Raw genomic sequence first — 20,456 nt, 5'->3', positions numbered from 1 at the left:
AATACTCGGGAGTGGTCAGAGGAGCGCAGTGAGACCCTCGGTTGGACGACCGATGATTGCAGTTTCCCCGGTGATTGCAATGGGGCGCTCAATCAGGATCGGGTGGGCCGCCATCGCTGCGATCAGGCGCGTGTCGTCATCGGTCGTGCTGAGGGTCAGCTCTTTGAAGATCTTCTCACCCTTGCGCATCATATCGATTGCGCGAACACCAAGCTTTGCCTGAACCGCAGTCAGCTCAGCCTCTGACGGAGCATCATTGAGATAAAGCCGCACAGTCACCGTCGCGCCGCGCTCTTCCAGCAGGGCAAGGCCCGCACGGGATTTGGAGCAACGCGGATTGTGCCAATAGGTGATCATAGCCAGTCTCCTCTTTTACTGCCAACGGCCTCAGTGACGTTGGAGAACCCGTCTCGCGCCAGCAGCTGATCCAGCCCGCGCGCGATGTCACCGGCCAGCGACAGCCCCGCATAGACCATGGCCGTATAGAATTGCACAGCCGAGGCGCCAGCGCAGATCTTGGCATAGGCCTGCTCCGGGGTGGAGATGCCACCGACGCCCACGAGTGGTACGCGGTCGTCGAGCAGCTCAGACAGCTGCGCCAGAACGCGGGTGGATTTCTCAAACAGTGGCGCACCAGATAGCCCGCCCGCTTCGCCGCGATGGGCGCTGTTGAGCCCTGTCCGCTCAAGCGTGGTGTTGGTGGCAATCACCGCATCAATCCCAGTTTCAACAACGACTTCAGCGATATCTTCGATCCCGGCGCGATCCAGATCCGGCGCGATTTTCAGGAACACAGGCACCCGCCTATCCAACCCGTCGCGAGTCTCGATCACGCCGTTGAGCAGGGCCGAGAGCGCCGCCTTGCCCTGGAGGTCGCGCAGTTTTTCGGTGTTGGGAGAGGAGACATTGACCGTGGCGAAATCCAGATGCGCGCCGCAATGGGCCAGCACCTTGGCAAAATCTGCCGCGCGATCGCCGCTGTCCTTGTTGGCGCCAAGGTTGAGGCCGATCACAGCATCCTGTGGACGGGCCGCGAGGCGCTGGCCGATCACCGCCATGCCCTCATTGTTGAAGCCGAACCGGTTGATCGCGGCCTGATCTTCGGTCAGGCGAAACAGGCGGGGCTTGGGGTTGCCGGGTTGGGGCCGGGGGGTGGCTGCGCCTACTTCAATGAACCCGAAACCGGCCTGGCTGAGCGGGCGCAGCGCCTCTGCGTTTTTGTCAAAGCCAGCGGCCAATCCAACCGGGTTGGGCAGATCAAGGCCCGCGATCCGTGTCGTAAGCCGCGCAGATGTGACCGGGCCAGGCGTCGGCGTCAGACCCATTTTCAGCGCCTTGATCGACAGGCCATGGGCGGCCTCTGGATCACAGCGGTGCAGCGCCGCAAGGGCGAGACGTTCGGTCAGGCTCACGCCATGTCCTCCGGGAATTGATGCGTGCCATCGACCAGCGGCAGCGGCTTGGCCCAGAGCACGTCCTCCATGGTCATCTTGCGATAGAGATGCGGGAACTCGGCCCCGCCGCGCGAGACTTCCCAGTGCAGGTCATCGCCAAGGTGATCGGCCTCTACCGCGATCAGCCACAGTCCGTCAGCGCCTGCAAAATGTTTGGCCGCTGTTTCCTGCGATTGGCTGGCGGTGGAGAAATGAATGTAGCCATCGCTGAGATCGATCGGGGCGCCGAGGGTCTCGCCCTCTGTCTGCAGGGTGGTCCATTCGTCGGTGCGGAAGATTTTATAGATCAGCATGGCGCGGTGATGCCCTGCGTGTCCGGCTGAATCAAGGCCGAATATGGTGCCTGTTGACGCAAGGGCAGTGGGGTGGTGGATTTTTCCCCTTTGACTGCGCCCGCGTTTCCCCGCACCATTCGCCCAATAGAACAATAAGGGAGTATGTTTTCATGATGACGCGTTTTTTGACGTCTGTTGCCGCGCTTGGCCTGACGGCGGGGGTCGCCGCAGCGGATTACAAGCTGACCATTCTGCACACCAATGACTTCCACTCGCGGTTTGAGCCGATCAGCAAATATGACAGCGGCTGCCGCGAAGGCGACAATGCCGAAGGCAAGTGCTTTGGTGGATCCGCGCGTCTGGTGACCGCGCTTGCAGATGCGCGCGCGCGCAGCAACAACAGTATTCTTGTGGATGGGGGCGACCAGTTTCAGGGGTCGCTCTATTATACCTACTACAAGGGCAAAGTTGCCGCCGAGATGATGAACAAGCTGGGTTATGACGGTATGACCGTTGGCAACCATGAGTTCGACGATGGGCCTGAGGTGCTGCGCGGCTTTATGGACTCTGTTCAGTTCCCGGTTCTGATGTCCAATGCGGATGTCAGCGGTGAGCCTAGCACTGGCGGATGTGCTGAAGAAATCCACCGTGATCGAACGCGGTGGTGAGAAGATTGGCCTCATTGGTCTCACCCCTGAAGATACGCCTGATCTGGCGAGCCCGGGCAAGAACATCACCTTTACCAATCCGGTAGATGCGGTGCAGGGCGAGGTCGACAGGCTGACTGCCGAGGGCGTGAACAAGATCATCGTGCTCAGCCATTCGGGCTATGCAGTTGATCAGCGGGTTGCGGCGGGTACCACGGGGGTTGATGTAATCGTCGGCGGTCACAGCAATACATATCTCTCCAACACTTCGGACAAGGCGGCAGGCCCTTATCCGACCACTGTGAATGACGTGGCCATCGTGCAGGCCTATGCCTATGGCAAGTTTCTGGGCGAACTGAACGTGACCTTTGACGATGCCGGGAATGTCGTTGAGGCGGTGGGTGAGCCGCTGATTATGGACGGTACCGTTACTGAGGACGAAGGCACCGTTGCCCGTATCGCTGAGCTGGCCAAACCGCTGGATGAGATCCGCAACAAGGTTGTTGCAGAGAGCGCAGAAGCGGTTGACGGCGACCGCAACAATTGCCGCGTTCAGGAATGTCAGATGGGCAATCTGGTGGCTGATGCTATGCTCGACCGGGTGAAGGATCAGGGCGTCAGCATCGCCATCGCCAACTCGGGCGGGATCCGCGCGAGCCTGGAACCGGGTGAGGTCACCATGGGCGAGGTCCTGACGGTGCTGCCGTTCCAGAACACGCTCTCGACCTTTGAAATCACCGGTGAGGAGGTGATTGCGGCGCTGGAGAACGGGGTAAGTCAGGTTGAAGAGATCAAGGGCCGCTTCCCGCAGGTCGCTGGTCTGAAGTTCACCTGGGATCCCACGGTTGCCCCTAATGAGGGCCGCATTCAGGATGTCATGGTTGGCGAAGGTGACAGTTTCGCACCGATTGATCCGGCCAAGACCTATGTGGTTGTCACCAACAACTACGTCCGCAATGGCGGCGACGGTTACAAGGTCTTCGCGGGTGACGACAAGAACGCCTATGACTTCGGCCCGGATCTGGCTGACGTGATGGCAGAATATCTGGTCGAAAATTCGCCCTATAAACCCTACACCGACGGCCGCATCAGCCAGAAGTGAGTGACGGCAGCGGCTGCGCTGCTTATTAAAGTAAACTGGACCGCGCCATATATCTGGCGCGGTCTTTGTTTTTTGCCTTTGTTGGGGCATAAGACGGTTATGGACCACCCGCTGATTGACCTTATCAATGCCCGCATCGAGAAGGCGGAGGCCGATGGCGCTTTTGACAATTTGTCAGGGGCAGGCAAGCCGCTGCGCCACGTCGATGACCCGGAGAACGCGCTGGTCAATCGTTTGGTTCAGGAGAGTGGCGGGGTGCCGGAATTTGTCAGCCTATCCCGGACACTGGCCGATCTGCGACAGCAGCTGCTCGACACAGGCGACCGGACAAGGCGTCAGGACATCATGAAAGAGATGTCGATGCTTGAGGCCCGTATTGATCTGGCACGTAAGGCATATGGAAAATAACGCCCCATCGGTGGATGTTTGCTGGTAGGGGCCGGTCGGGTCATCCCGTCGTTCGTAACGTGCCGATATTATGCAGCCCTTTGGGCGTTCTGGGAGTTCGGTTAGTCGTCTTTCAGCGGGGCTGCCGGGGCCCGGTGCGGTGCGCGGCGCAAACGGTCGCCGACCTGCGTAGCCTTCGTCAGCAGCGTGGTCATCTGCACCTGCTCGGCGGGGCTGAGGCCGGTCAGAATATCAGCCTGCAACTCCTCAACTATCGGTAGGGCGCGGCGCAGCAGAGAATGCCCGCTGTCGGTCAACGTAACCACCCGAGCGCGCCGATCCGTCGTTGAGACATCGCGCTGGATCAGCGCTTTGGCTTCCAGCCGGTCGATCACCTTGCCAAGCGTCGCCCGATCATAGGCTATGCGGGCGGCAATCGTGGCCTGATCTACGCCGGGTTCATGGGCCACCGCTTCGATGGCGGCAAACTGAACCGGGGTCAGGTCGATGTCATTGCGCGCCATATGGTCCGCAAACAGCGCTACAGAAATTTGGTGCAATCGCCGGATCAGATGGCCCGGGAACTGCAAGGTATCTACCGGTGGCTCTGACATGTCCTACCTCCCGTTGGACAAAAGGATCCCGTGCACATCCGACAGGGCCGGGTGCGGTGGAACAATAGATAGAATTTCAAACGAATCTTCGAGCCATAATAAAATGTTTACAGGGCGAAGGGAATGCGACTTTTCCTTACGTCCGTGGCGCTGTAGATCATCGGATATGGCCATTCGTTTTACATCGCTATCCGATATCCTCGATCAGGACTACGATTGTGTCATTGACGTGCGGAGTCCCGCCGAATTCGCCGAGGATCACTGGCCCGGTGCCATCAACCTGCCGGTTTTGGACAATGAAGAACGCGCGGAAGTCGGAACGATCTACGTTCAGCAAAGCCCGTTTTTGGCGCGCAAAGTGGGTGCGGCCAAAGTGTTTCGCAATGCCGCTGATCATGTTGAACAAAGGTTAAGCCATCATCCCGGTTCCTGGCGGCCACTGGTCTATTGCTGGCGGGGTGGTCAGCGCTCGGGCAGCTTTACCTGGTTGCTGCAACAGATCGGTTGGCGCGCGGATGTGGTTGAGGGCGGCTATCAAAGCTACCGCCGTCTGGTGAATGACTATCTATATAAAACGGAACTGCCGCATCGTTTTGTAGCGCTTGATGGATATACTGGCACCGCCAAAACGGAAATTCTGAAACGGGTTCAATCTCTTGGCGGCCAGGTTCTGGATCTGGAAGGGTTGGCGCATCATCGCGGCTCACTGCTGGGCGATCACCCGACGCCGCAGCCGAGCCAGAAGGCGTTTGAGTCCGAAATAGCTGGCCAGTTGGCGCGGATGACACCGGATCGCCCTGTGTTGGTGGAGGCGGAGTCCAGCAAGATTGGTGCTCGGATCATTCCGCCGCGACTGTGGTCCGGAATGAAACGCGCCCCGCGGATTGAGATTGAGGCCTCCATTGCTGCGCGCTGCCGCTACCTATTGGCGGGGTACGATGATATCCTGTCCAATGGTGACATGCTGCGTGTCCGGTTGGATGGGTTGCGGGCGCATCGCTCCAACGCTGTGGTCGATGGCTGGTTGCAGTTGATTGATGCAGGCGACAAACCAGCGCTGACGGAGGCGTTGATGGTGCAGCACTACGATCCGGCTTATGAGACTGCGCGCCGGAGCATTGGTGCCGATGTTGTCGCGACACTTCGGGCCGGGGATCTTGGGGAGGCTGATCTGGACCGGCTGGCCGCAGATCTGCTTGGTGAACTTGATCAGTTGTCGCTCGGATAACCTTCCGTGCGGGAAGTCTGCAACGCTACACCCACCTTAGACGAGAGTAATCGCGCCTGCCGTATCTGACATATGGCCGATGATGGTGGCATGCGGGGCATGGGTGCGCAGTTGCGGCAACAGGGCTTCTGCCTGCCTCATGGGGAGCGCAGCCAGCAGGCCACCGGCCGTTTGCGGATCAAACAACAGATCCTGCACGCCACCGGTGGAAATCTCCGGCAACTGGGCGGCGTTTTCTGCAAACAGAGAGGACCGGATCCCCCGCGCCGACAGGGCAGCGGCACCGGGCAGATAGGGCATCGCATCAAGACGAAGCTCAGCGCCGAGCTTGGATGCCTCACATATCCCAAGGAGATGCCCCAGCAGCCCGAACCCGGTCACATCCGTCATTGCATGGGCACCGCACAGCAGCTCAGCAGCCTGGCCTTGCGGCTGGCTCATGGAGGTCAAAGCCCCCGCCACGACCGCCCCATCAGCAGCCCCGGTCATTTCAGCGGCCATGATCACACCGGTGCCAAGCGGTTTGGTCAGGATCAGCGCATCTCCGGGCTGCGCCCCGGCCAGGGTGATGGGCTGCCTGTGACAGAGCCCGGTGACACTAAACCCGATGGTCAGCTCATCCCCGACAGAGGTGTGGCCGCCAACGATATCGGCCCCCGCGTCGCGGATGATCTCACCGGCGGCGACCATGATTTCATGCAGGGTCCGGGCCTGTAACTCTGGTGACAGTTTCGGCAGGATCAGATTGGCGGTTGCGGCCTGCGGGGCGGCGCCCATGGCCCAGATATCGCCAAGCGCATGCACCGCCGCGATCCGTGCCATCACCACCGGATCAGCGGTAAAGGCCCGCAGGTGATCGGTGCTGAGAACCTGTTGCTCCCCTCCAGTCATCAACAGCGCTGCATCATCACCGGGCAGGGGTGTGATATCCGCGCGCCGCACCTCTGGCGCTGAACTGAGCGTGGCCTTCAGGGCGCGGGCGCCAACCTTCGCGCCGCAGCCACCGCACATCGGCTTTTCTCCAAGTACCTCGGGCAGATCATGGGTGTGTTCTGGGGGTAAAGCCGGGGTTTCCATCTGTGGGAGGTCGCGGAACTGCGCCATGAAGGTCTGATCAATGTGGTCTTTCCAACGCCAGATCCAACTGCCGGAGAAGGTCTGGCCGAACCGTTCGCCCACGGCACTTTTGTCGCCCATGGAGATCAGTTTCAGATAGTCCTTTTGAGGTTGATACTGGCGCAGCGGATCCTTGGTCAGGCTGGCACGCAGATTGTTGTAAAGCACCGGCGCCTGACGCACTGCGTAGACCCCGGCCTTGGGGCGTGGATCCGTGCTGAAATGGGCGCAGTCGCCGCTGGCAAAGACACCTGTCTGGCTGGTTTGCAGGGCGCTGTCCACGCGGACAAAACCATGGTGCAGATCCAGACCGCTATTGGAAAGCCAAGAATACGGGCGCGCGCCCGCCGCGCCTGATGTGAAATCGGAGCGGATGGCCCGGCCATCATCCAGCACCACATGGGCGGCTTCAATCTGCGTGATCGTAGCCTGCTCAATCACGGTAACACCCAAATCATGCAGCGCTTTTCGCAGCCGGGCCTGAGCTTTGCTGCCTGCGTCATCAAGGATGGTGCCACGGTCAATCAGCGTGGCCTGGGCCAGTCGCCTGCGGGCGCGCAGGGCATGGGCCATGGCGAGGATCAGTTCCACCCCGGCCACGCCACCGCCGATCACCGCAACATGGGCCGGGCCATCTCCCTCCAGATATGTAGCCCAGCTGGCGGCAAAGCGGCCCAGCGGCTTGGCCGGGATCGCGTGGTCCTGAAACCCGGCCATGTCCGGCATCGCGGACGTGATGCCGAGATTGATCGCTGCAACGTCGTAGGCAATAGGCGGGCGGCCCGCGACATGTACCTGCCGGGCGGTCGTATCGATGTGTTCCGCAGCCCCGAGAATAAGCCGCGCGCCTGCAAAGCGCGCCAGCTTCACCAGATCAATGTCCAACGCGCCCCGATCATAGTGCCCGGCGACGAAGCCGGGTAGCATCCCGGAGTAGGGCGCGGTGGGGCCGGGGTTGATGACGGTCAAGCGCGCGCCTGCCAAGGGGCGCATTCCCCATTTGCGCAGCACCAGCGCATGCGTGTGCCCGCCGCCGATCAACACCACGTCTTTGGTCAGGGGGAGGGGGGGGCATGCATTGTTGTCGTCCACCGGTCTGCGCAGGGTCACCCGGACAGGTTGGGTCCCGGATGAAAGACCCCCTCCGAAAGGGGCGGGGGGGGGGGGTCAGACCTCAGGCCCGATCACCTCGTTCTCGGGCTTCTTATGGGTCGCCCAGATTTTGTCCTCGCCCGCGTCCGGCAGGCTGTCCGGGGTGTCATGGCGGTGGATATGCACCTTGGCAATGAAATTTGCCGTGATCGGGGCGGTCAGGAACAGGAACAGCGTAATCATCAGCTCATGCACCGACAGGTGGTGCTCATAAACCGCTGCATGGGTCATGGAGGCTAGCAGCACACCGCCGACGCCCAGCGTTGTTGCCTTCGTTGGCGCATGCAGCCGCGACATGCGGTCGTTGAGTTTCAGCAGGCCGAATGAGCCGACGATACCGAACACCCCGCCGATCACGAGAAACCCGGCAATGACGATGTCAAAGAATTGGTCCATGGTCTCTCCTCACTCGATGATATTGCCGCGCAGGATGAACCGCGCATAGGCCACAGTGGAGACAAATCCCAGCATGGCGATGATCATTGCCGCCTCAAAGAAGATCTCAGTCCCAAGCGCCAAGCCATAAAGCACCATCAGCGCGATCGCGTTGATGAACATGGTGTCCAGGGCGAGGATCCGGTCAGCAACATCCTCGGCCGAGACGACCTTCCAGAGGTTCATCAGCAGCGATAATGCAAAGCAGACGAACGCAAAAATTGCAGCAGTTTCGATCATTCGAAGATCTCCTTCAGGCGACGTTCGTAGCGGTCTTTGATGTCGTCGCGCACCGCCTCCGGATCGGGCGCATCCAGGCAATGCACCAGCAGCGCATGGCCCTCGGCCGAAAGGTCCGCCGATACGGTCCCCGGGGTCATGGTGATTGTTGCGGCCAATACCGTGATTGCCTCAGGTGTGCGTAGCTCCAGCGGCACAGTCACCCAATTGGGGTGACGGCGGGAATTGGGTTTGAACAGCACGATCTTGGCGACCACCAGATTGGCAACCACAATATCGTAAAGCACGATGAGGACATAGCCGATGATCTTCATCGGGCCTTTCATCTTCAGCTGTTGCGGCCAGTAGGGCTGCGTCAGGAAGGGGATCAAAACCCCCAGCATGAAGCCAAAGACCAAGGAGTTCAGAGACCAGCCGTTGACCAGCAGCAGCCAAGTCACAGTCAGCACCAGTGTTAGGATCGGGTGCGGCAGTATGCGGCGCATCAGCTTCATTTTGAGGCCCCCCCGAGGACGGTTTCGATATAGGCGGTTGGCGTGAACAGCTGGGCCGCGGTTGCATCGGCATAACGCGTCATCGGCCCGGCAAAGACGGTGAGCATTACAAGTGCGGTCATCAGGGCAAAGCAGACCACCAGCGGCAGAACCGGTGCCGCCGCAGGGGCTGCGGTTGCCTCGCCGTCCAGAAGATCGTCGTCCTCAGTATTTGCGACTGCATCAGGATCAACATCGCTGTCCGGCAAACCATGGCTTTTCCAGAAGATCAGCGTGCTCGGCACGGGCCAGGCCGATGATCGTCACCAGAGAGCCAATCAGGATTACCGCCCAGATCCACCAGACCAGATCATGATCGCGGGCGGCGTCCATCACCAGCAGTTTACCGATGAAGCCGGAGAGCGGCGGCATCCCCGCCAGCGCAATCGCAGCAACAAAGAACATCACAGACAGAAGACCACTCTGCGGCATCAACCGCATCGCCGCAACCGCGCCGCCCTGACGCTCCATCACTTGATCGGCTATCAGGAACATCAGTGCTGTCGCTAGCGTCGAATGGACAATGTAGTAGAGCGCGGCGCCGGTGGCAGCAGGGGTAAACAGCGCGATGGAAATCAACAGCGTGCCCATTGATGTGATCGCGCCAAAGGCCACCAGCCGTCCGATCTCACGAGAGCCGAGGACACCAACAGCCCCTACCGCAAGCGTCAACAGCGCGGCAGGCAGCAGCCAGTCGCCAACCAACCCTTCGGTGATTGCGACGTCCGGGCCAAAAATTAGGGTATAGACGCGCAGGATCGAATAGGCGCCGACCTTTGTCATGATCGCAAACAGGGCAGCAACAGGCAGGGGCGCATGGCTGTAGGAGGCTTAGGCAACCAGAAATGCAGCGGCAGAACCGCAGCCTTGATCGCGAAAACCAGGAGCAGCATCACTGCGCCCACCCTCAGAAGCGCGGTTTCTTCGGCGGACATCTCGGCTACACGGACCGCCAGATCCGCCATGTTCAGCGTGCCGGTGACGGCGTAGATGGTGCCGAGGGCAAACAGAAACAGGGTGGAGCCCAAGAGGTTATAGACCACATATTGCACACCGGCCTGAAACCGTTTGGCACCGCCTGCGTGGATCATCAGCCCGTAGGAGGCAATCAGCAGCACCTCGAAGAACACAAACAGGTTGAAGGCATCCCCGGTCATGAAGGCCCCCAGAATGCCCATGATCTGGAACTGGAACAACGCGTGGAAATTGGCTCCGCGGGAGTCCCAACCGGTGCCAATTGCATAAAGCACCACCGCCAGCGCCAGCACCGAGGTGAGGACGATCATCATCGCCGACAGCCGATCCAGCACAAGCACGATCCCAAAGGGGGCTGACCAGTCGCCCAATTCATAGACCTGCACGGTGCCATCCGCCGCCTGCGCGGCCAGCGCCAGCGTCAGGCACAGTACCAGCACGCTGCTGGCAACGGAAAAGATCCGTTGCAGGTCCAGATGGTAGCGCAGCACCATGATAATAAAGGGTGCGACAAGGGCTAGCAGGACAATCGGCGCAATCACAAGGTGGTTCATGCGTCTTCTCCTGCTTTCGCATCGTCGTCGCTGAGGTTGATCCGGTCATCCTGCGACGACAGATAGGCCCCGAGCGCGATCATCACGACAACGGCAGTCATGCCAAAGGAGATCACGATCGCGGTGAGCACCAGCGCCTGCGGCAGTGGATCGGTATAGGGTACCTCTTCGTATTTGTTGAGGATCGCAGGCGCATTGGTCATCAGACGGCCCGTGGCAAACAGGAACACGTTCACCGCATAGGACACCAGCGACAGCCCAAGAATAACGGGAAAGCTGCGACGGCGCAGGATCAGGTAGATGCTTAGCCGCGGTCAGAACGCCCACGGCCGAAGCGACTAGAATTTCCATAATCAGCCCTCGTTCTCGGTCTTGGCCACATCATCGCGGGCCGGGTTGATATCCATCGCATGGGTGCTGTCGGTCCCCGGCTGCCAGGCAAAGCGCGACAGGCTCTCCAGCGCCAGCAGAACTGCGCCGACGACAGCCAGGAACACGCCCAGATCAAACAGCGCCGCAGTGGCCCATTCGAACTCCTCCAGCGGTGCCCAATGGATGTAGCCAAAGGCGCTGGTCAGGAATGGCTGGCCACTGAACCACGACCCCATGCCGGTCGCGGCGGCAATAAGTACGCCGGACCCGATGATGCCATGGTAGGGGTAGCGCTGCCGCTCAGTCGCCCAGGCAAAGCCGGACGCCATATATTGCATGATGACAGCAATCGCTGCGATCAGACCGGCGATAAAGCCACCGCCGGGCAGGTTGTGCCCGCGGAAGAAGATATAGGCCGCCACCATCAGTGCCAGCGGCATCATCACTCGGGTCGCCACCACCATCATCATCGGATGGGAGTCACCGGCCTGTGGCAGATCCGGTTTGCGGTTCAGCAGATAGGCCCGCACGCGGGTGCCCAAGACCGCTTCGGTCAGGGCAAAAATCACTAGTGCAGCAATCCCCAGCACGATGATCTCGCCAAAGGTGTCAAAGCCCCGGAAATCGACCAGGATCACATTGACCACATTGGTGCCGCCACCGCCCTTGTAGGAGTTTTCAAGGTGAAAGCCGGAAATCGTCTCGCCGATGAAATCACGGGTCATGAGGGCATAGATCAGCCCGCCGACGCCCAGACCTGCAACGCTGGCAATGGAGATATCGCGCAGACGGGCACCGCCGGAGCTTTCGACCGGGGTTTCTTTCGGCATGAAGTTCAACGCCAGCAGCATCAGGATGATGGTGACCACCTCGACCGAAATCTGCGTCAGGGCGAGATCCGGGGCCGACATGTAGTTGAAGCCCATGGAGACCACGAGACCAACAACGCCAATCAGCACCAGTGCCAGCAGGCGATTTCGGTGCATCGCGACAAGGAAACCAGTGGCGATCAACAGGCTGGCCCAACCGAGGATCGGGATCAGGCCCACATCCTGAAGGGTTCGTGTCGGCGCCGCCAATGTGCCGGATTGGTAGGCGTAGTAGGACAGCACCGCCGTGAAGGTGATCATGATCCCGCCATACCGCGGCATGGAGCCATTGTGCATCCCGTCGGTGATCCCGCGCGCGAGGCGGGTCAGGGCAGCAATCAGCGCCTCGAAAATCACCTTTGCCTCAGGGCGCGGAGTGGCATTCCACAGTCGCATCAGTGGCTTGTGCAGCATCAGCAGCACCACACCGCCAACAACCGCGACCATCGACATATAGAGCGCCGGGGTAAACCCGTGCCAGAGTTTCAGAGAGTAATAGGGCAGCTTCTCGCCACCGATGACCGCAGAGGCTGCTGTGGCGACAAGTGGCCCGACAATCTTGGCTGAGAACAGGCCGATCAGCACCACCAGACCCACAAGGAACGCAGGCGCCAGCCACATACCGGCACCCGGATCATGCGGGGTCGCCGGATAATCATCTCGTTTCGGACCGAGGAAAACATGGGCGATAAACCGGAACGAATACGCCGCAGAGAACAGCGCCCCCAGCAGCGCGAGGCCAGGCACCAAGTAATGTGAGCCAGCCCAGGCCGTGTGCACGGTTTCCTCGAGCATCATTTCCTTGGACAGGAAGCCGTTGAAGGGTGGAATACCGGCCATCGACAGCGCCGCAACCGTCGCAATGGCAAAGGTGATCGGCATCAGGTGCCGCAGGCCGCCAAGACGCTTGATGTCGCGTGTATGGGCCTCGTGGTCGACAATGCTCAGGCACTCATAAACAACGCCGCCTTGAAGGTCGCGTGGTTGATGATGTGGAACACTGCGGCAACCGCCGCAAACTTGGTGCCAAAGCCCAAGAGCATGGTGATCAGCCCCAGATGGCTGACGGTTGAAAACGCCAGAAGCGCCTTCAGATCATCCTTGAACAGGGCGATGATCGCACCCAGCACCATGGTGATCAGCCCGGTTGTCGCAACGATATAAAACCACTCAGGCGTGCTTAAGCCAGAACGGGCCACATCCGCGCCATCAGGAACAGACCTGCCTTCACCATCGTGGCGGAGTGCAGATAGGCGGATACCGGGGTAGGCGCCGCCATTGCGTGGGGCAGCCAGAAATGAAACGGGAACTGGGCTGACTTGGTGAATGCGCCGATCAGGATCAGGATCAAGGCGGGCAGATACAGCGGCGAAGCCTGAATGACCTCTTTCGCGCCGAGGATGACGGTCAGGTCATAGGAGCCAACGATATTGCCGAGGATCAGCATGCCACCGATCATGGCCAGACCACCCGCACCGGTAACGGTTAACGCCATGCGCGCGCCCTGGCGCCCCTCTGGCAGATGTTTCCAGTAACCGATCAGCAGAAAGGAGCTGAGCGAGGTGAGTTCCCAGAAAATCAGCAGCAACAGGATGTTATCGGATGTAACAATCCCCACCATCGCGCCCTGAAACAGCAGAAGATAGGTGTAGAAATTGCCCATCGGATCTTCGCGCGACAGGTAAAACCGCGCATAAAGGATGATCAGCAGACCAATGCCAAGGATCAACCCCGCAAAGAGGAAGCCTAGTCCATCAAGAAAGAAGTTGGCGTTCAGCCCCAGGGCGGGCAGCCAGTCGAATTGCGCCTGAATGACCTCCCCGCGCATCACCGCCGGGGCGTGCAGCATCAGTCCGACAAACGCGAGCAATGTTGTCAGGCCTGCCGCCGATGCCGAGGCATTGCGCCCGGCACGGATCAATAGCGCGGGGAAAACCGCGCCCAGAAAGGGCAGGGCTGCAATCAGGAACAGGGACACGTGCGGTTCTCCTCCATGCACAGGGCCAGATCGTTTGGTGCCTAAGCAATTTTTCGCAACTGTGCCAGCCCCGACCGCGCCTGCAAACCCTGCAAAAGCGGCGATCAGGTTAGTTTTTTGCGCACCGCACCGGTTTGATGCGATCTGGTGTCAGGTTGACAAGAACTTGATCACCATGCGGGATGTCTCATGCTGAACACTATGCAGGAACCTGCTAGGTCTTGGATCATGTAGGACGGCGCCTGCAGTGAGGGGAGAGGCCAGATGTCGCATTCTCAATCAAAACGGTCAGATAATTCCAATCCTCAGTCCGAAGGCGGCGGCGACACTCCACAACTCACGTCCGGGCTGGGCGGTTCTGTGATCTCGCGGCGTCGGTTCCTGCGTGCCGGTGTGGCTGTTGGCGGGTTGGCCGTTGCGGGTGTCGGTGGATACGTCTGGTGGCGCCGCCAGCCCCCGGACCATGATTTGCCGCGCCTGACGGTTGAGGAGGCCTTTGCGAAAGCCAAGGCAGATGAGCTGATCCTGGTGGATATCCGCACCCCGCGCGAATGGCGGGCGAGCGGCGTACCCGTTGGCAGCCATCAGATTGATATGCGGCGCGACGATTTTCTGGCGGCTCTTGATCAGGTTACCGGCGGCAATCGCAGCGCGGCGCTGGCGCTGATTTGCGCGCGCGGCGTCCGTTCGGCCCGTGTGACGCTGGCGCTGGATGCGGCGGGGTATTCCAACGTGATTGATGTGCCTGAGGGCATGCTTGGCTCTGCCGCTGGTCCGGGCTGGTTGCGCAGCAATCTACCCGTCGCCCGCTGGACGGGGCAGGGCTGATGCGGCCCGCGATTGTGCGCGCTGGTCGCTGGTGCTTCGGTTTTGCTGTGGCGCTGTCCGGGATCTCACTCGCATCTGTGGCCGTGGCTGAATGTGGCCCACGGGGTGATGCCTGTCAGATCAAGGACGGGGATTATCATATCGTCCTGCCTGACACGCCACCTGACACGCAACCCGGCGCGGCAATCCCGGCCGTGATGTTTCTGCACGGCTATGGTGGCTCGGGTGATGCCGCCCTGCGCAATCAGGCGATGGTCGATGGGCTGACCGGGCGCGGCTATGCGGTCATCGCACCCACGGCGCTGCCCCGCAATCCCGGCGGCCCGCGCTCTTGGGCGTTTTTGCCAGATTTCGGTGGCCGTGACGAATCTGCCTTCTTCGACGCAGTCCTGAAAGATGCCGAAAAGAAGTTTAACATCGACCGAGAGTCGATTGTATTATCAGGATTTTCCGCAGGTGCCTTCATGGTCAGCTATCTCGCGTGTTCGTCACCTGAGCAGTTCCTTGCCTATGCAACGGTGTCGGGCAGTTTCTGGCGGCCTCAACCAGAGAGCTGCGCGGGCCCAATCCGCCTGATGCATACTCATGGATGGGCGGATGAGGTGGTGCCGCTGGAAGGGCGCTATTTGGGAAACCGGCGCTTTCAGCAGGGCGATATCTTTGCCGGGCTGGAGTTGTGGCGGGATACCAACGGGTGCGACACACATGCGCCAAGCCGCAGTTGGTCCGCTGGCGGTCAGCTGCGGCGTCGCTGGGACTGCGGACCGAACGCGGATATCGAATTGGTGCTGTTTGCGGGCGGTCACCGGGTGCCACGGGATTGGGCCAACTGGCTGGTGGATTGGGTCGAGAACATCGCACTGTCGCAATGAGGCAACAAGTTTCGCGGTCATATTGATGTCGATATTTGAATAAAAATACCCTGAGAAATTTCCTAAAATCTCTCAGGGTTTACGTATTCACACAATTTCGGGCGTGTCACTCAGCTGCGGTGCGATGCGTCGGCACGGTCTCCAATGCCATGCGCAGCCGATTGCGTCGGGCGCGGGCGATGCGGGTGATGCGGGGTTCTTTGTGGACTTCGCGTGTTGCCAGAAGGGCCTTGGCAAAGCGCTGCAACGGCACACCAGAGAGCGCCGACAGCGGCACCGCCAGCACCAGCGATAGCGCGATCGGCAGCAGCCAGACAGAGACCACACCCGCCAGAATACCGCTCCAGAGGGCAACCCCGCTGACAGTTTCCAGCGCATGGCACGTTATCAGCGTCCGCCAGGAATAGCGGCCACCGTCGCGTGCCTGTGGCGACCAGCCTTTTTGCAGGCCGAAGGTAGTGCGCAGCACAGCAATCATCTGCTGTACCATCAGGATTGGCGCATAAAGGATCGCAAGTAGGATCTCTACGAACAGCGACAGGGTAAACCGACCCGCGCCACCATATTCGGAGAACCGGCTGCCGGTCATCGGCAGGGCGACAACAGCCAGCAATTTTGGCGCCAGCAACATGGCATAGATCAGCAGGATCACCAGCACATGGCGTGGCTCTGACATGTCGGGCCAAGACGGCATCAGCGGGTTGGTTTCGCTGAAGTAGGTGAGGACAGAGGCCTCCTCGCCGCGTCCGATCAGTGCCCAGATCACCAGCAACGCGAACCAGACCGGTGCCATCAGATAACCGATGGCCCCATGCAGCAGATGGAACCGCGACAGCGCGCGAAAGCCCTTGGCGTTCAAGAGGTTCAGGTGCTGCAGGTTGCCCTGACACCAGCGTCGGTCCCGTAGCACGTGATCAATCAACGTCTGCGGTGTTTCCTCGTAGGAGCCACGGATACGCGGCAGGAACTGAACACTCCAGCCTGCACGGCGCAGAAGGCCCGCTTCGACGAAGTCATGGCTCATGATCAGCTTCTCACCGCCAAAGACCGAGCGCAGCGGTGGCAGCCCTGCGCAGGCGGCAAAGGCGCGGGTGCGGATGATCGCGTTATGGCCCCAGTAGTTGCCCTCGTGTCCGGCCCAGCGGGCCAACCCTTCGGCGAGTGCGAGACCGTATACGCCATTGGCGAATTGCTGCATCCGGCCAAAGACAGACTGCGCGCCGATCAGCTGCGGGTAGCTCTGAATGAGGCCCGCGCCGGGATCGCGGGCCAGCGCATCCGCCAGATGGGCGATCGCGCGTCCCGTCATCAGGCTATCGGCATCCAGCACCAGCATGGCGTCCCAACCCGCGCCCCAGCGGCGCACCCAATCGGCGATATTGCCAACCTTGCGGTCGGCGTTATCTTCGCGGCGGCGATAGTAAAGCTGGGTTCCGGCAGGCAGCATCGCACGCAGGGCCTCTACGCTGGCGCGTTCCTGCGCGGCGATGGCGTCATCGCGGGTGTCGGACAGGATGAACATTGCATAGTCATGGACCCCGCCACGGGCATGCAGTTCTTCCAGCATCGACTGGGCATTGCCCAGCACATACCAGGGCACCTCATTGTAGATCGGCATCAAGAGCGCGACCTTCATCCGCTGCGGGCGGCCTCGCCCCAGGGCGCGCGGCCGTTGCGAAAGACCCCAGAGGCCTAGAAGAACGGTCGAGACCGAAAAGCAGATCCAGAAAAAGTTGAAGGAAATCAGCACCAGAAGCGCTATTTCCAGAATAGAGAACCCGTCAGCGGCAAACCAGTCCTTCATCCCCCAGGTCAGCAAGCCAGTTGCCGCCATCGCCGGGGAAAAGGCCAGCACCCGCCAGAGCGCGACTTGCCCTTGCGTTGCCTCACCCGTCTGTGCGGATGTGGGGATCCGGTCAGCGAGAGCAGGGCAGGCCTGATCCTGAAAATAGGCGCCGAAGTTCTGCTCCGGCATGGCAAGTGGCTGTTCCGGCGGGGTCAGCGAAAAATTGGTCATTTGGTCCACCGGTATAGCCAGACTTCTGACGCGGGCTGACCGTCCTTGCGTAGCTCTGCGCGCAGCTCGACATGATCGCGCTCGCCCGGATCAAAGGCAAACGCCAGCCGCAAACCACCGGTTTCCGGGTTTTCCTGCAATACGCCTTCGGTCGGGGTGACATGGGGAGAGGTGATATGCGCCTCAAGATCATCCACACCGCCCGCAAACATCGGGTGGGCGGCAAAATCGATGGTCATGATGCGACCGGGATCCCCGAAGATCCGCGCGCCTAGCCGCCGTGTTGATCACCTGTGGCACAGATAGGTCCGGACCATCGCCCCAGGTCAGGCGGTAATCGATATTGATTTCGGAACCGGGTGCGTAACTCTCACGTGGGCGCCAATAGGCGACGATATTGTCATAGATTTCTTTGTCGGCCGGGATTTCCACCAATGTGACCGCGCCCTTGCCCCAACCGCCCTTCGGCTCCACCCAAAGCGCCGGGCGCTGGTGATAATGGGCCTCCAGATCCTCGTAGTCCGACAGCAGTCTTGGGCGCTGCATCAGGCCAAAGCCACGCGGGTTTTCATCGACAAAGGAAGACAGTTGCAGCGTTTTCGGGTTGGCCAGCGGCCGCCATAGGGTTTCGCCATTTCCGTTGACCACCAGCAACCCGTCGCTGTCATGGACTGCGGGGCGGAAATCATCAAACCGGTTGCGGTTGGTCTGATCGAAGAGGAACATCGACGTGAGTGGTCCAAGCCCGATATTGTCCAGCTCTTCGCGGGCAAAGAGGCGCGCCTCGACCTCCATCACGGTGTTCTGACCGGGCAGGATATCGAACCGGTAGGCACCAGTGACCGAAGGGGAATCCATCAGGGCATGGACCACCATATTCTTTTGCCCTGGTACTGGAGTTTCGAGCCAGAGCGATATGAATTCAGGGAATTCTTCACCCTTTGCGGTGGCCGTGTTCACGGCCAGTCCCCGTGCCGACAGCCCATAGGTATGGGCGGCCCCGATGGCGCGGAAGTAACTCGCCCCCTGAAAGACGCAGAACTCGGTTTTCTTGCCCGGTTCTTTCAGATCGGTGCGAAGGCGAAAGCCGGAATAGCCAAGGCTGTCGTCAATGCTGAGATCAGGCGCCTTATCGGTTTTGTCAAACAGGGACAGGTCAAAGGCCACTGGCTGTGCCAGACCATTTTCAACGGTGAAAATCTCTACCGGGCGGGGGAAGTAGAGCCCCGGCAGGAAGAAATCGACGTTGTAACTGCGCGGGGTTTTCGACCAGAGCGCGTCACGGCTACGGAACCAGCGGGTCTGATAGTCCTCATAGCTTTGTTCCTGCCAGTCCTGCGGAACGCTGGCGCGGGGCGCATAGGGGGCGGCTGCGAGATCGCGGGCAAGGGACACCACGGTTTCGCGCGAAAAGGCAGGGCCACCCGTCGCCAATGCGGGCGATGTCAGCGCGCCAAGCGCAAACGGAGCGGTGCTGGCCAAGGCCGTTGCCAGAAAGGTGCGTCGCGAAAATGCTCTCATCTCTTGGTTTTCCATGGATGCGATTTGAACCAGGCAGCGATATAGGCGCAGCCAATGATCAGGCCAAACCCTGTGAGGTTGAAAAATGCGGTTGTCAGGACAGACCGGTCCGTCAGGTCCATGGCAAAGCCAAGGAGCCGTGCCAGTGCCATCGAGAAGACAAAGACCGCAAGCGATTGCTGACCGACCTTGGTGATCAGCGACAGGAGCACGGCCCAGATGCGGGCCGCCGTTGACTGGCCGGATGCGATCAGGCGTCGACCACCCTCACCAGCGATCACCCAACCGAGATAGGCCAGCGACAGGAAGTGGCCAAAGCGCAGCAGGCCAAAGTCGGTTTTCTCCCGCCATTCCGCCGTCTGTTTCCAAGTGGGACGGATGAGGTCGGCAAGATCCTGGTTCCAGGCCTCGACCCAGAGAAAGACCTTCCAGGACCCAAACGGGGCCAGCAGGACAAGGTAGGCTGCGGCCACGACCACTAGCACGCGGGAAACGGGCGGGGCTGGCAGCCAGCCCTTCATAAAGGCAAAACCCGTGAAGAACAAAAGTTGCCAGCCAAAGGGATTGAAGAACCATTCCCGGCTGGACCAAGGTTCAGCCGAGAGCGACAGCCCATCCGGTCCAAGGCCAACCATATAGGGATTGGCGAGCAGCCAGATCCCGATTGAAGCGGCAGCCACCGCCCAGATCCCGATACGTTCCAGCCCCATCATCAGCGGCATCAGCGCCAGAACAACCAGATACATCGGCAGGATGTCGAAATAGTTCGGCACATAGCTGAGCGTCATCAGCCCGACCAGCTGCGGCACCGGGTTTTCAAAGAACGGACGCAGATTGAGCGAGGCGATATAGCTTTTGTCGAAACTGCCATAAAGATCCAGCGCCGCCATGCTGGTCGCGATAAACACAAACAGTCCGATATGGGCCCAGAACACCTGCCAGCAGCGAAACAGAACCCGTGCGCTGCCCATCAGCCATCCCTGACGGCCAAAGGTGCCACCAAAGGCGATGGCCGAGGCCATGCCGGAACAGAAGACAAAGATCTCTGTCGCGTCGGAGAAGCCAAACCGCGCCGGGATCCATCCGGTCCAGCGGTTGCCGGGGATATGGGCGCAGAGGATGATGAACATCGCTATGCCCCGGTAGAAGTCCAGACGTGGATCACGGGGTGCACGCGGCTGCACGTCCGATTGCGGGGCAACCGGGCGATTGGCCACTGGTGTGGTCTCGGTGCCCTTGGCACCGGGAAAGGGCGAGATGGTCGCCATAGGCTGTCGTGTCCTTACT

Annotated in this window: 14 protein-coding genes and 5 pseudogenes; 5 read left to right on the top strand and 14 right to left on the bottom strand. The window is 60.4% G+C overall.

The window, feature by feature from the left end; all coding sequences use genetic code 11:
* Positions 1–15 precede the first annotated feature (15 nt).
* The 3 genes from arsC to L0Z65_RS07500 are packed head-to-tail and all read right to left on the bottom strand — an operon-like array spanning position 16 to position 1,747.
* Positions 16–357 carry an arsenate reductase (glutaredoxin) gene (gene arsC, locus L0Z65_RS07510; protein ID WP_405112068.1) on the bottom strand — a complete coding sequence of 114 codons (342 nt, stop codon included), beginning with the start codon at positions 355–357 and terminating at the stop codon, positions 16–18.
* On the bottom strand, positions 354–1,412 hold the full coding sequence (locus tag L0Z65_RS07505) for a quinone-dependent dihydroorotate dehydrogenase (RefSeq protein WP_405112065.1): 1,059 nt from the start codon (positions 1,410–1,412) through the stop codon (positions 354–356). The genes arsC and L0Z65_RS07505 overlap by 4 nt, the downstream gene beginning before the upstream one ends.
* Positions 1,409–1,747 (bottom strand): DUF952 domain-containing protein, encoded by a 339-nt coding sequence (locus L0Z65_RS07500; protein WP_405112062.1) that lies wholly within the window; start codon positions 1,745–1,747, stop codon positions 1,409–1,411. The genes L0Z65_RS07505 and L0Z65_RS07500 overlap by 4 nt, the downstream gene beginning before the upstream one ends.
* Before the next feature lie 152 nt (positions 1,748–1,899).
* On the opposite strand from L0Z65_RS07500, the pseudogene L0Z65_RS07495 reads away from it, so the two are divergent.
* Positions 1,900–3,478: pseudogene (locus tag L0Z65_RS07495) on the top strand (bifunctional metallophosphatase/5'-nucleotidase).
* Between the two features lie 99 nt (positions 3,479–3,577).
* Positions 3,578–3,886, top strand: coding sequence for a DUF1992 domain-containing protein (locus L0Z65_RS07490; RefSeq protein ID WP_405112059.1), 309 nt, complete (start codon positions 3,578–3,580; stop codon positions 3,884–3,886).
* Between the two features lie 101 nt (positions 3,887–3,987).
* Here L0Z65_RS07490 and L0Z65_RS07485 read toward each other — a convergent pair whose 3' ends face one another.
* Positions 3,988–4,479 (bottom strand): MarR family winged helix-turn-helix transcriptional regulator, encoded by a 492-nt coding sequence (locus tag L0Z65_RS07485; protein ID WP_096871091.1) that lies wholly within the window; start codon positions 4,477–4,479, stop codon positions 3,988–3,990.
* Between the two features lie 166 nt (positions 4,480–4,645).
* Between L0Z65_RS07485 and mnmH the strand changes: the two genes are divergently transcribed.
* The gene (gene mnmH, locus L0Z65_RS07480) at positions 4,646–5,707 is read left to right on the top strand and encodes a tRNA 2-selenouridine(34) synthase MnmH (RefSeq protein ID WP_405112056.1); all 1,062 of its coding nucleotides are present in this window, start codon (positions 4,646–4,648) and stop codon (positions 5,705–5,707) included.
* 36 nt (positions 5,708–5,743) lie between these two features.
* Here mnmH and selD read toward each other — a convergent pair whose 3' ends face one another.
* From selD to L0Z65_RS07445, 7 genes and pseudogenes are all read right to left on the bottom strand, one after another.
* Positions 5,744–7,933, bottom strand: coding sequence for a selenide, water dikinase SelD (gene selD / locus L0Z65_RS07475; protein ID WP_405112053.1), 2,190 nt, complete (start codon positions 7,931–7,933; stop codon positions 5,744–5,746).
* A gap of 57 nt (positions 7,934–7,990) precedes the next feature.
* Positions 7,991–8,371, bottom strand: coding sequence for a Na+/H+ antiporter subunit G (locus L0Z65_RS07470; RefSeq protein ID WP_040173140.1), 381 nt, complete (start codon positions 8,369–8,371; stop codon positions 7,991–7,993).
* A gap of 9 nt (positions 8,372–8,380) precedes the next feature.
* Entirely contained in the window at positions 8,381–8,650 is a 270-nt protein-coding gene (locus tag L0Z65_RS07465) for a K+/H+ antiporter subunit F (protein WP_014874349.1), read from the bottom strand.
* Complete coding sequence (locus L0Z65_RS07460; RefSeq protein WP_014879732.1) at positions 8,647–9,144, bottom strand: Na+/H+ antiporter subunit E; 498 nt, start codon at positions 9,142–9,144, stop codon at positions 8,647–8,649. The genes L0Z65_RS07465 and L0Z65_RS07460 overlap by 4 nt, the downstream gene beginning before the upstream one ends.
* A pseudogene (locus L0Z65_RS07455) lies at positions 9,141–10,712 on the bottom strand (monovalent cation/H+ antiporter subunit D). Before L0Z65_RS07455 ends, L0Z65_RS07460 begins: the two are co-directional and overlap by 4 nt.
* Positions 10,709–11,063: pseudogene (locus L0Z65_RS07450) on the bottom strand (Na+/H+ antiporter subunit C). Before L0Z65_RS07450 ends, L0Z65_RS07455 begins: the two co-directional pseudogenes overlap by 4 nt.
* 2 nt (positions 11,064–11,065) lie before the next feature.
* A pseudogene (locus tag L0Z65_RS07445) lies at positions 11,066–13,931 on the bottom strand (monovalent cation/H+ antiporter subunit A).
* A 264-nt stretch (positions 13,932–14,195) separates the two neighbouring features.
* On the opposite strand from L0Z65_RS07445, the gene L0Z65_RS07440 reads away from it, so the two are divergent.
* On the top strand, positions 14,196–14,759 hold the full coding sequence (locus L0Z65_RS07440; RefSeq protein WP_405112048.1) for a rhodanese-like domain-containing protein: 564 nt from the start codon (positions 14,196–14,198) through the stop codon (positions 14,757–14,759).
* Positions 14,759–15,631 carry a PHB depolymerase family esterase gene (locus tag L0Z65_RS07435; RefSeq protein WP_102897151.1) on the top strand — a complete coding sequence of 291 codons (873 nt, stop codon included), beginning with the start codon at positions 14,759–14,761 and terminating at the stop codon, positions 15,629–15,631. The genes L0Z65_RS07440 and L0Z65_RS07435 overlap by 1 nt, the downstream gene beginning before the upstream one ends.
* Positions 15,632–15,737: 106 nt before the next feature.
* Here L0Z65_RS07435 and mdoH read toward each other — a convergent pair whose 3' ends face one another.
* The 3 genes and pseudogenes from mdoH to L0Z65_RS07420 all read right to left on the bottom strand — a co-directional run bounded on the left by mdoH (position 15,738) and on the right by L0Z65_RS07420 (position 20,437).
* Complete coding sequence (mdoH, locus tag L0Z65_RS07430) at positions 15,738–17,648, bottom strand: glucans biosynthesis glucosyltransferase MdoH (RefSeq protein ID WP_405112045.1); 1,911 nt, start codon at positions 17,646–17,648, stop codon at positions 15,738–15,740.
* Positions 17,645–19,169: pseudogene (locus L0Z65_RS07425) on the bottom strand (glucan biosynthesis protein). The gene mdoH and the pseudogene L0Z65_RS07425 overlap by 4 nt, the downstream one beginning before the upstream one ends.
* Positions 19,166–20,437: an OpgC family protein gene (locus tag L0Z65_RS07420; protein WP_096871101.1), complete on the bottom strand. Its 1,272-nt coding sequence runs from the start codon at positions 20,435–20,437 to the stop codon at positions 19,166–19,168. Before L0Z65_RS07420 ends, L0Z65_RS07425 begins: the two are co-directional and overlap by 4 nt.
* Between the last annotated feature and the right edge of the window lie 19 nt (positions 20,438–20,456).

Source organism: Phaeobacter sp. BS52 (assembly GCF_045040595.1).
Classification (GTDB): Bacteria; Pseudomonadota; Alphaproteobacteria; order Rhodobacterales; family Rhodobacteraceae; genus Phaeobacter; species Phaeobacter piscinae.
Note: the sequence above shows the minus strand (reverse complement) of the source record. Positions and strands in the feature narration are given on the sequence as shown.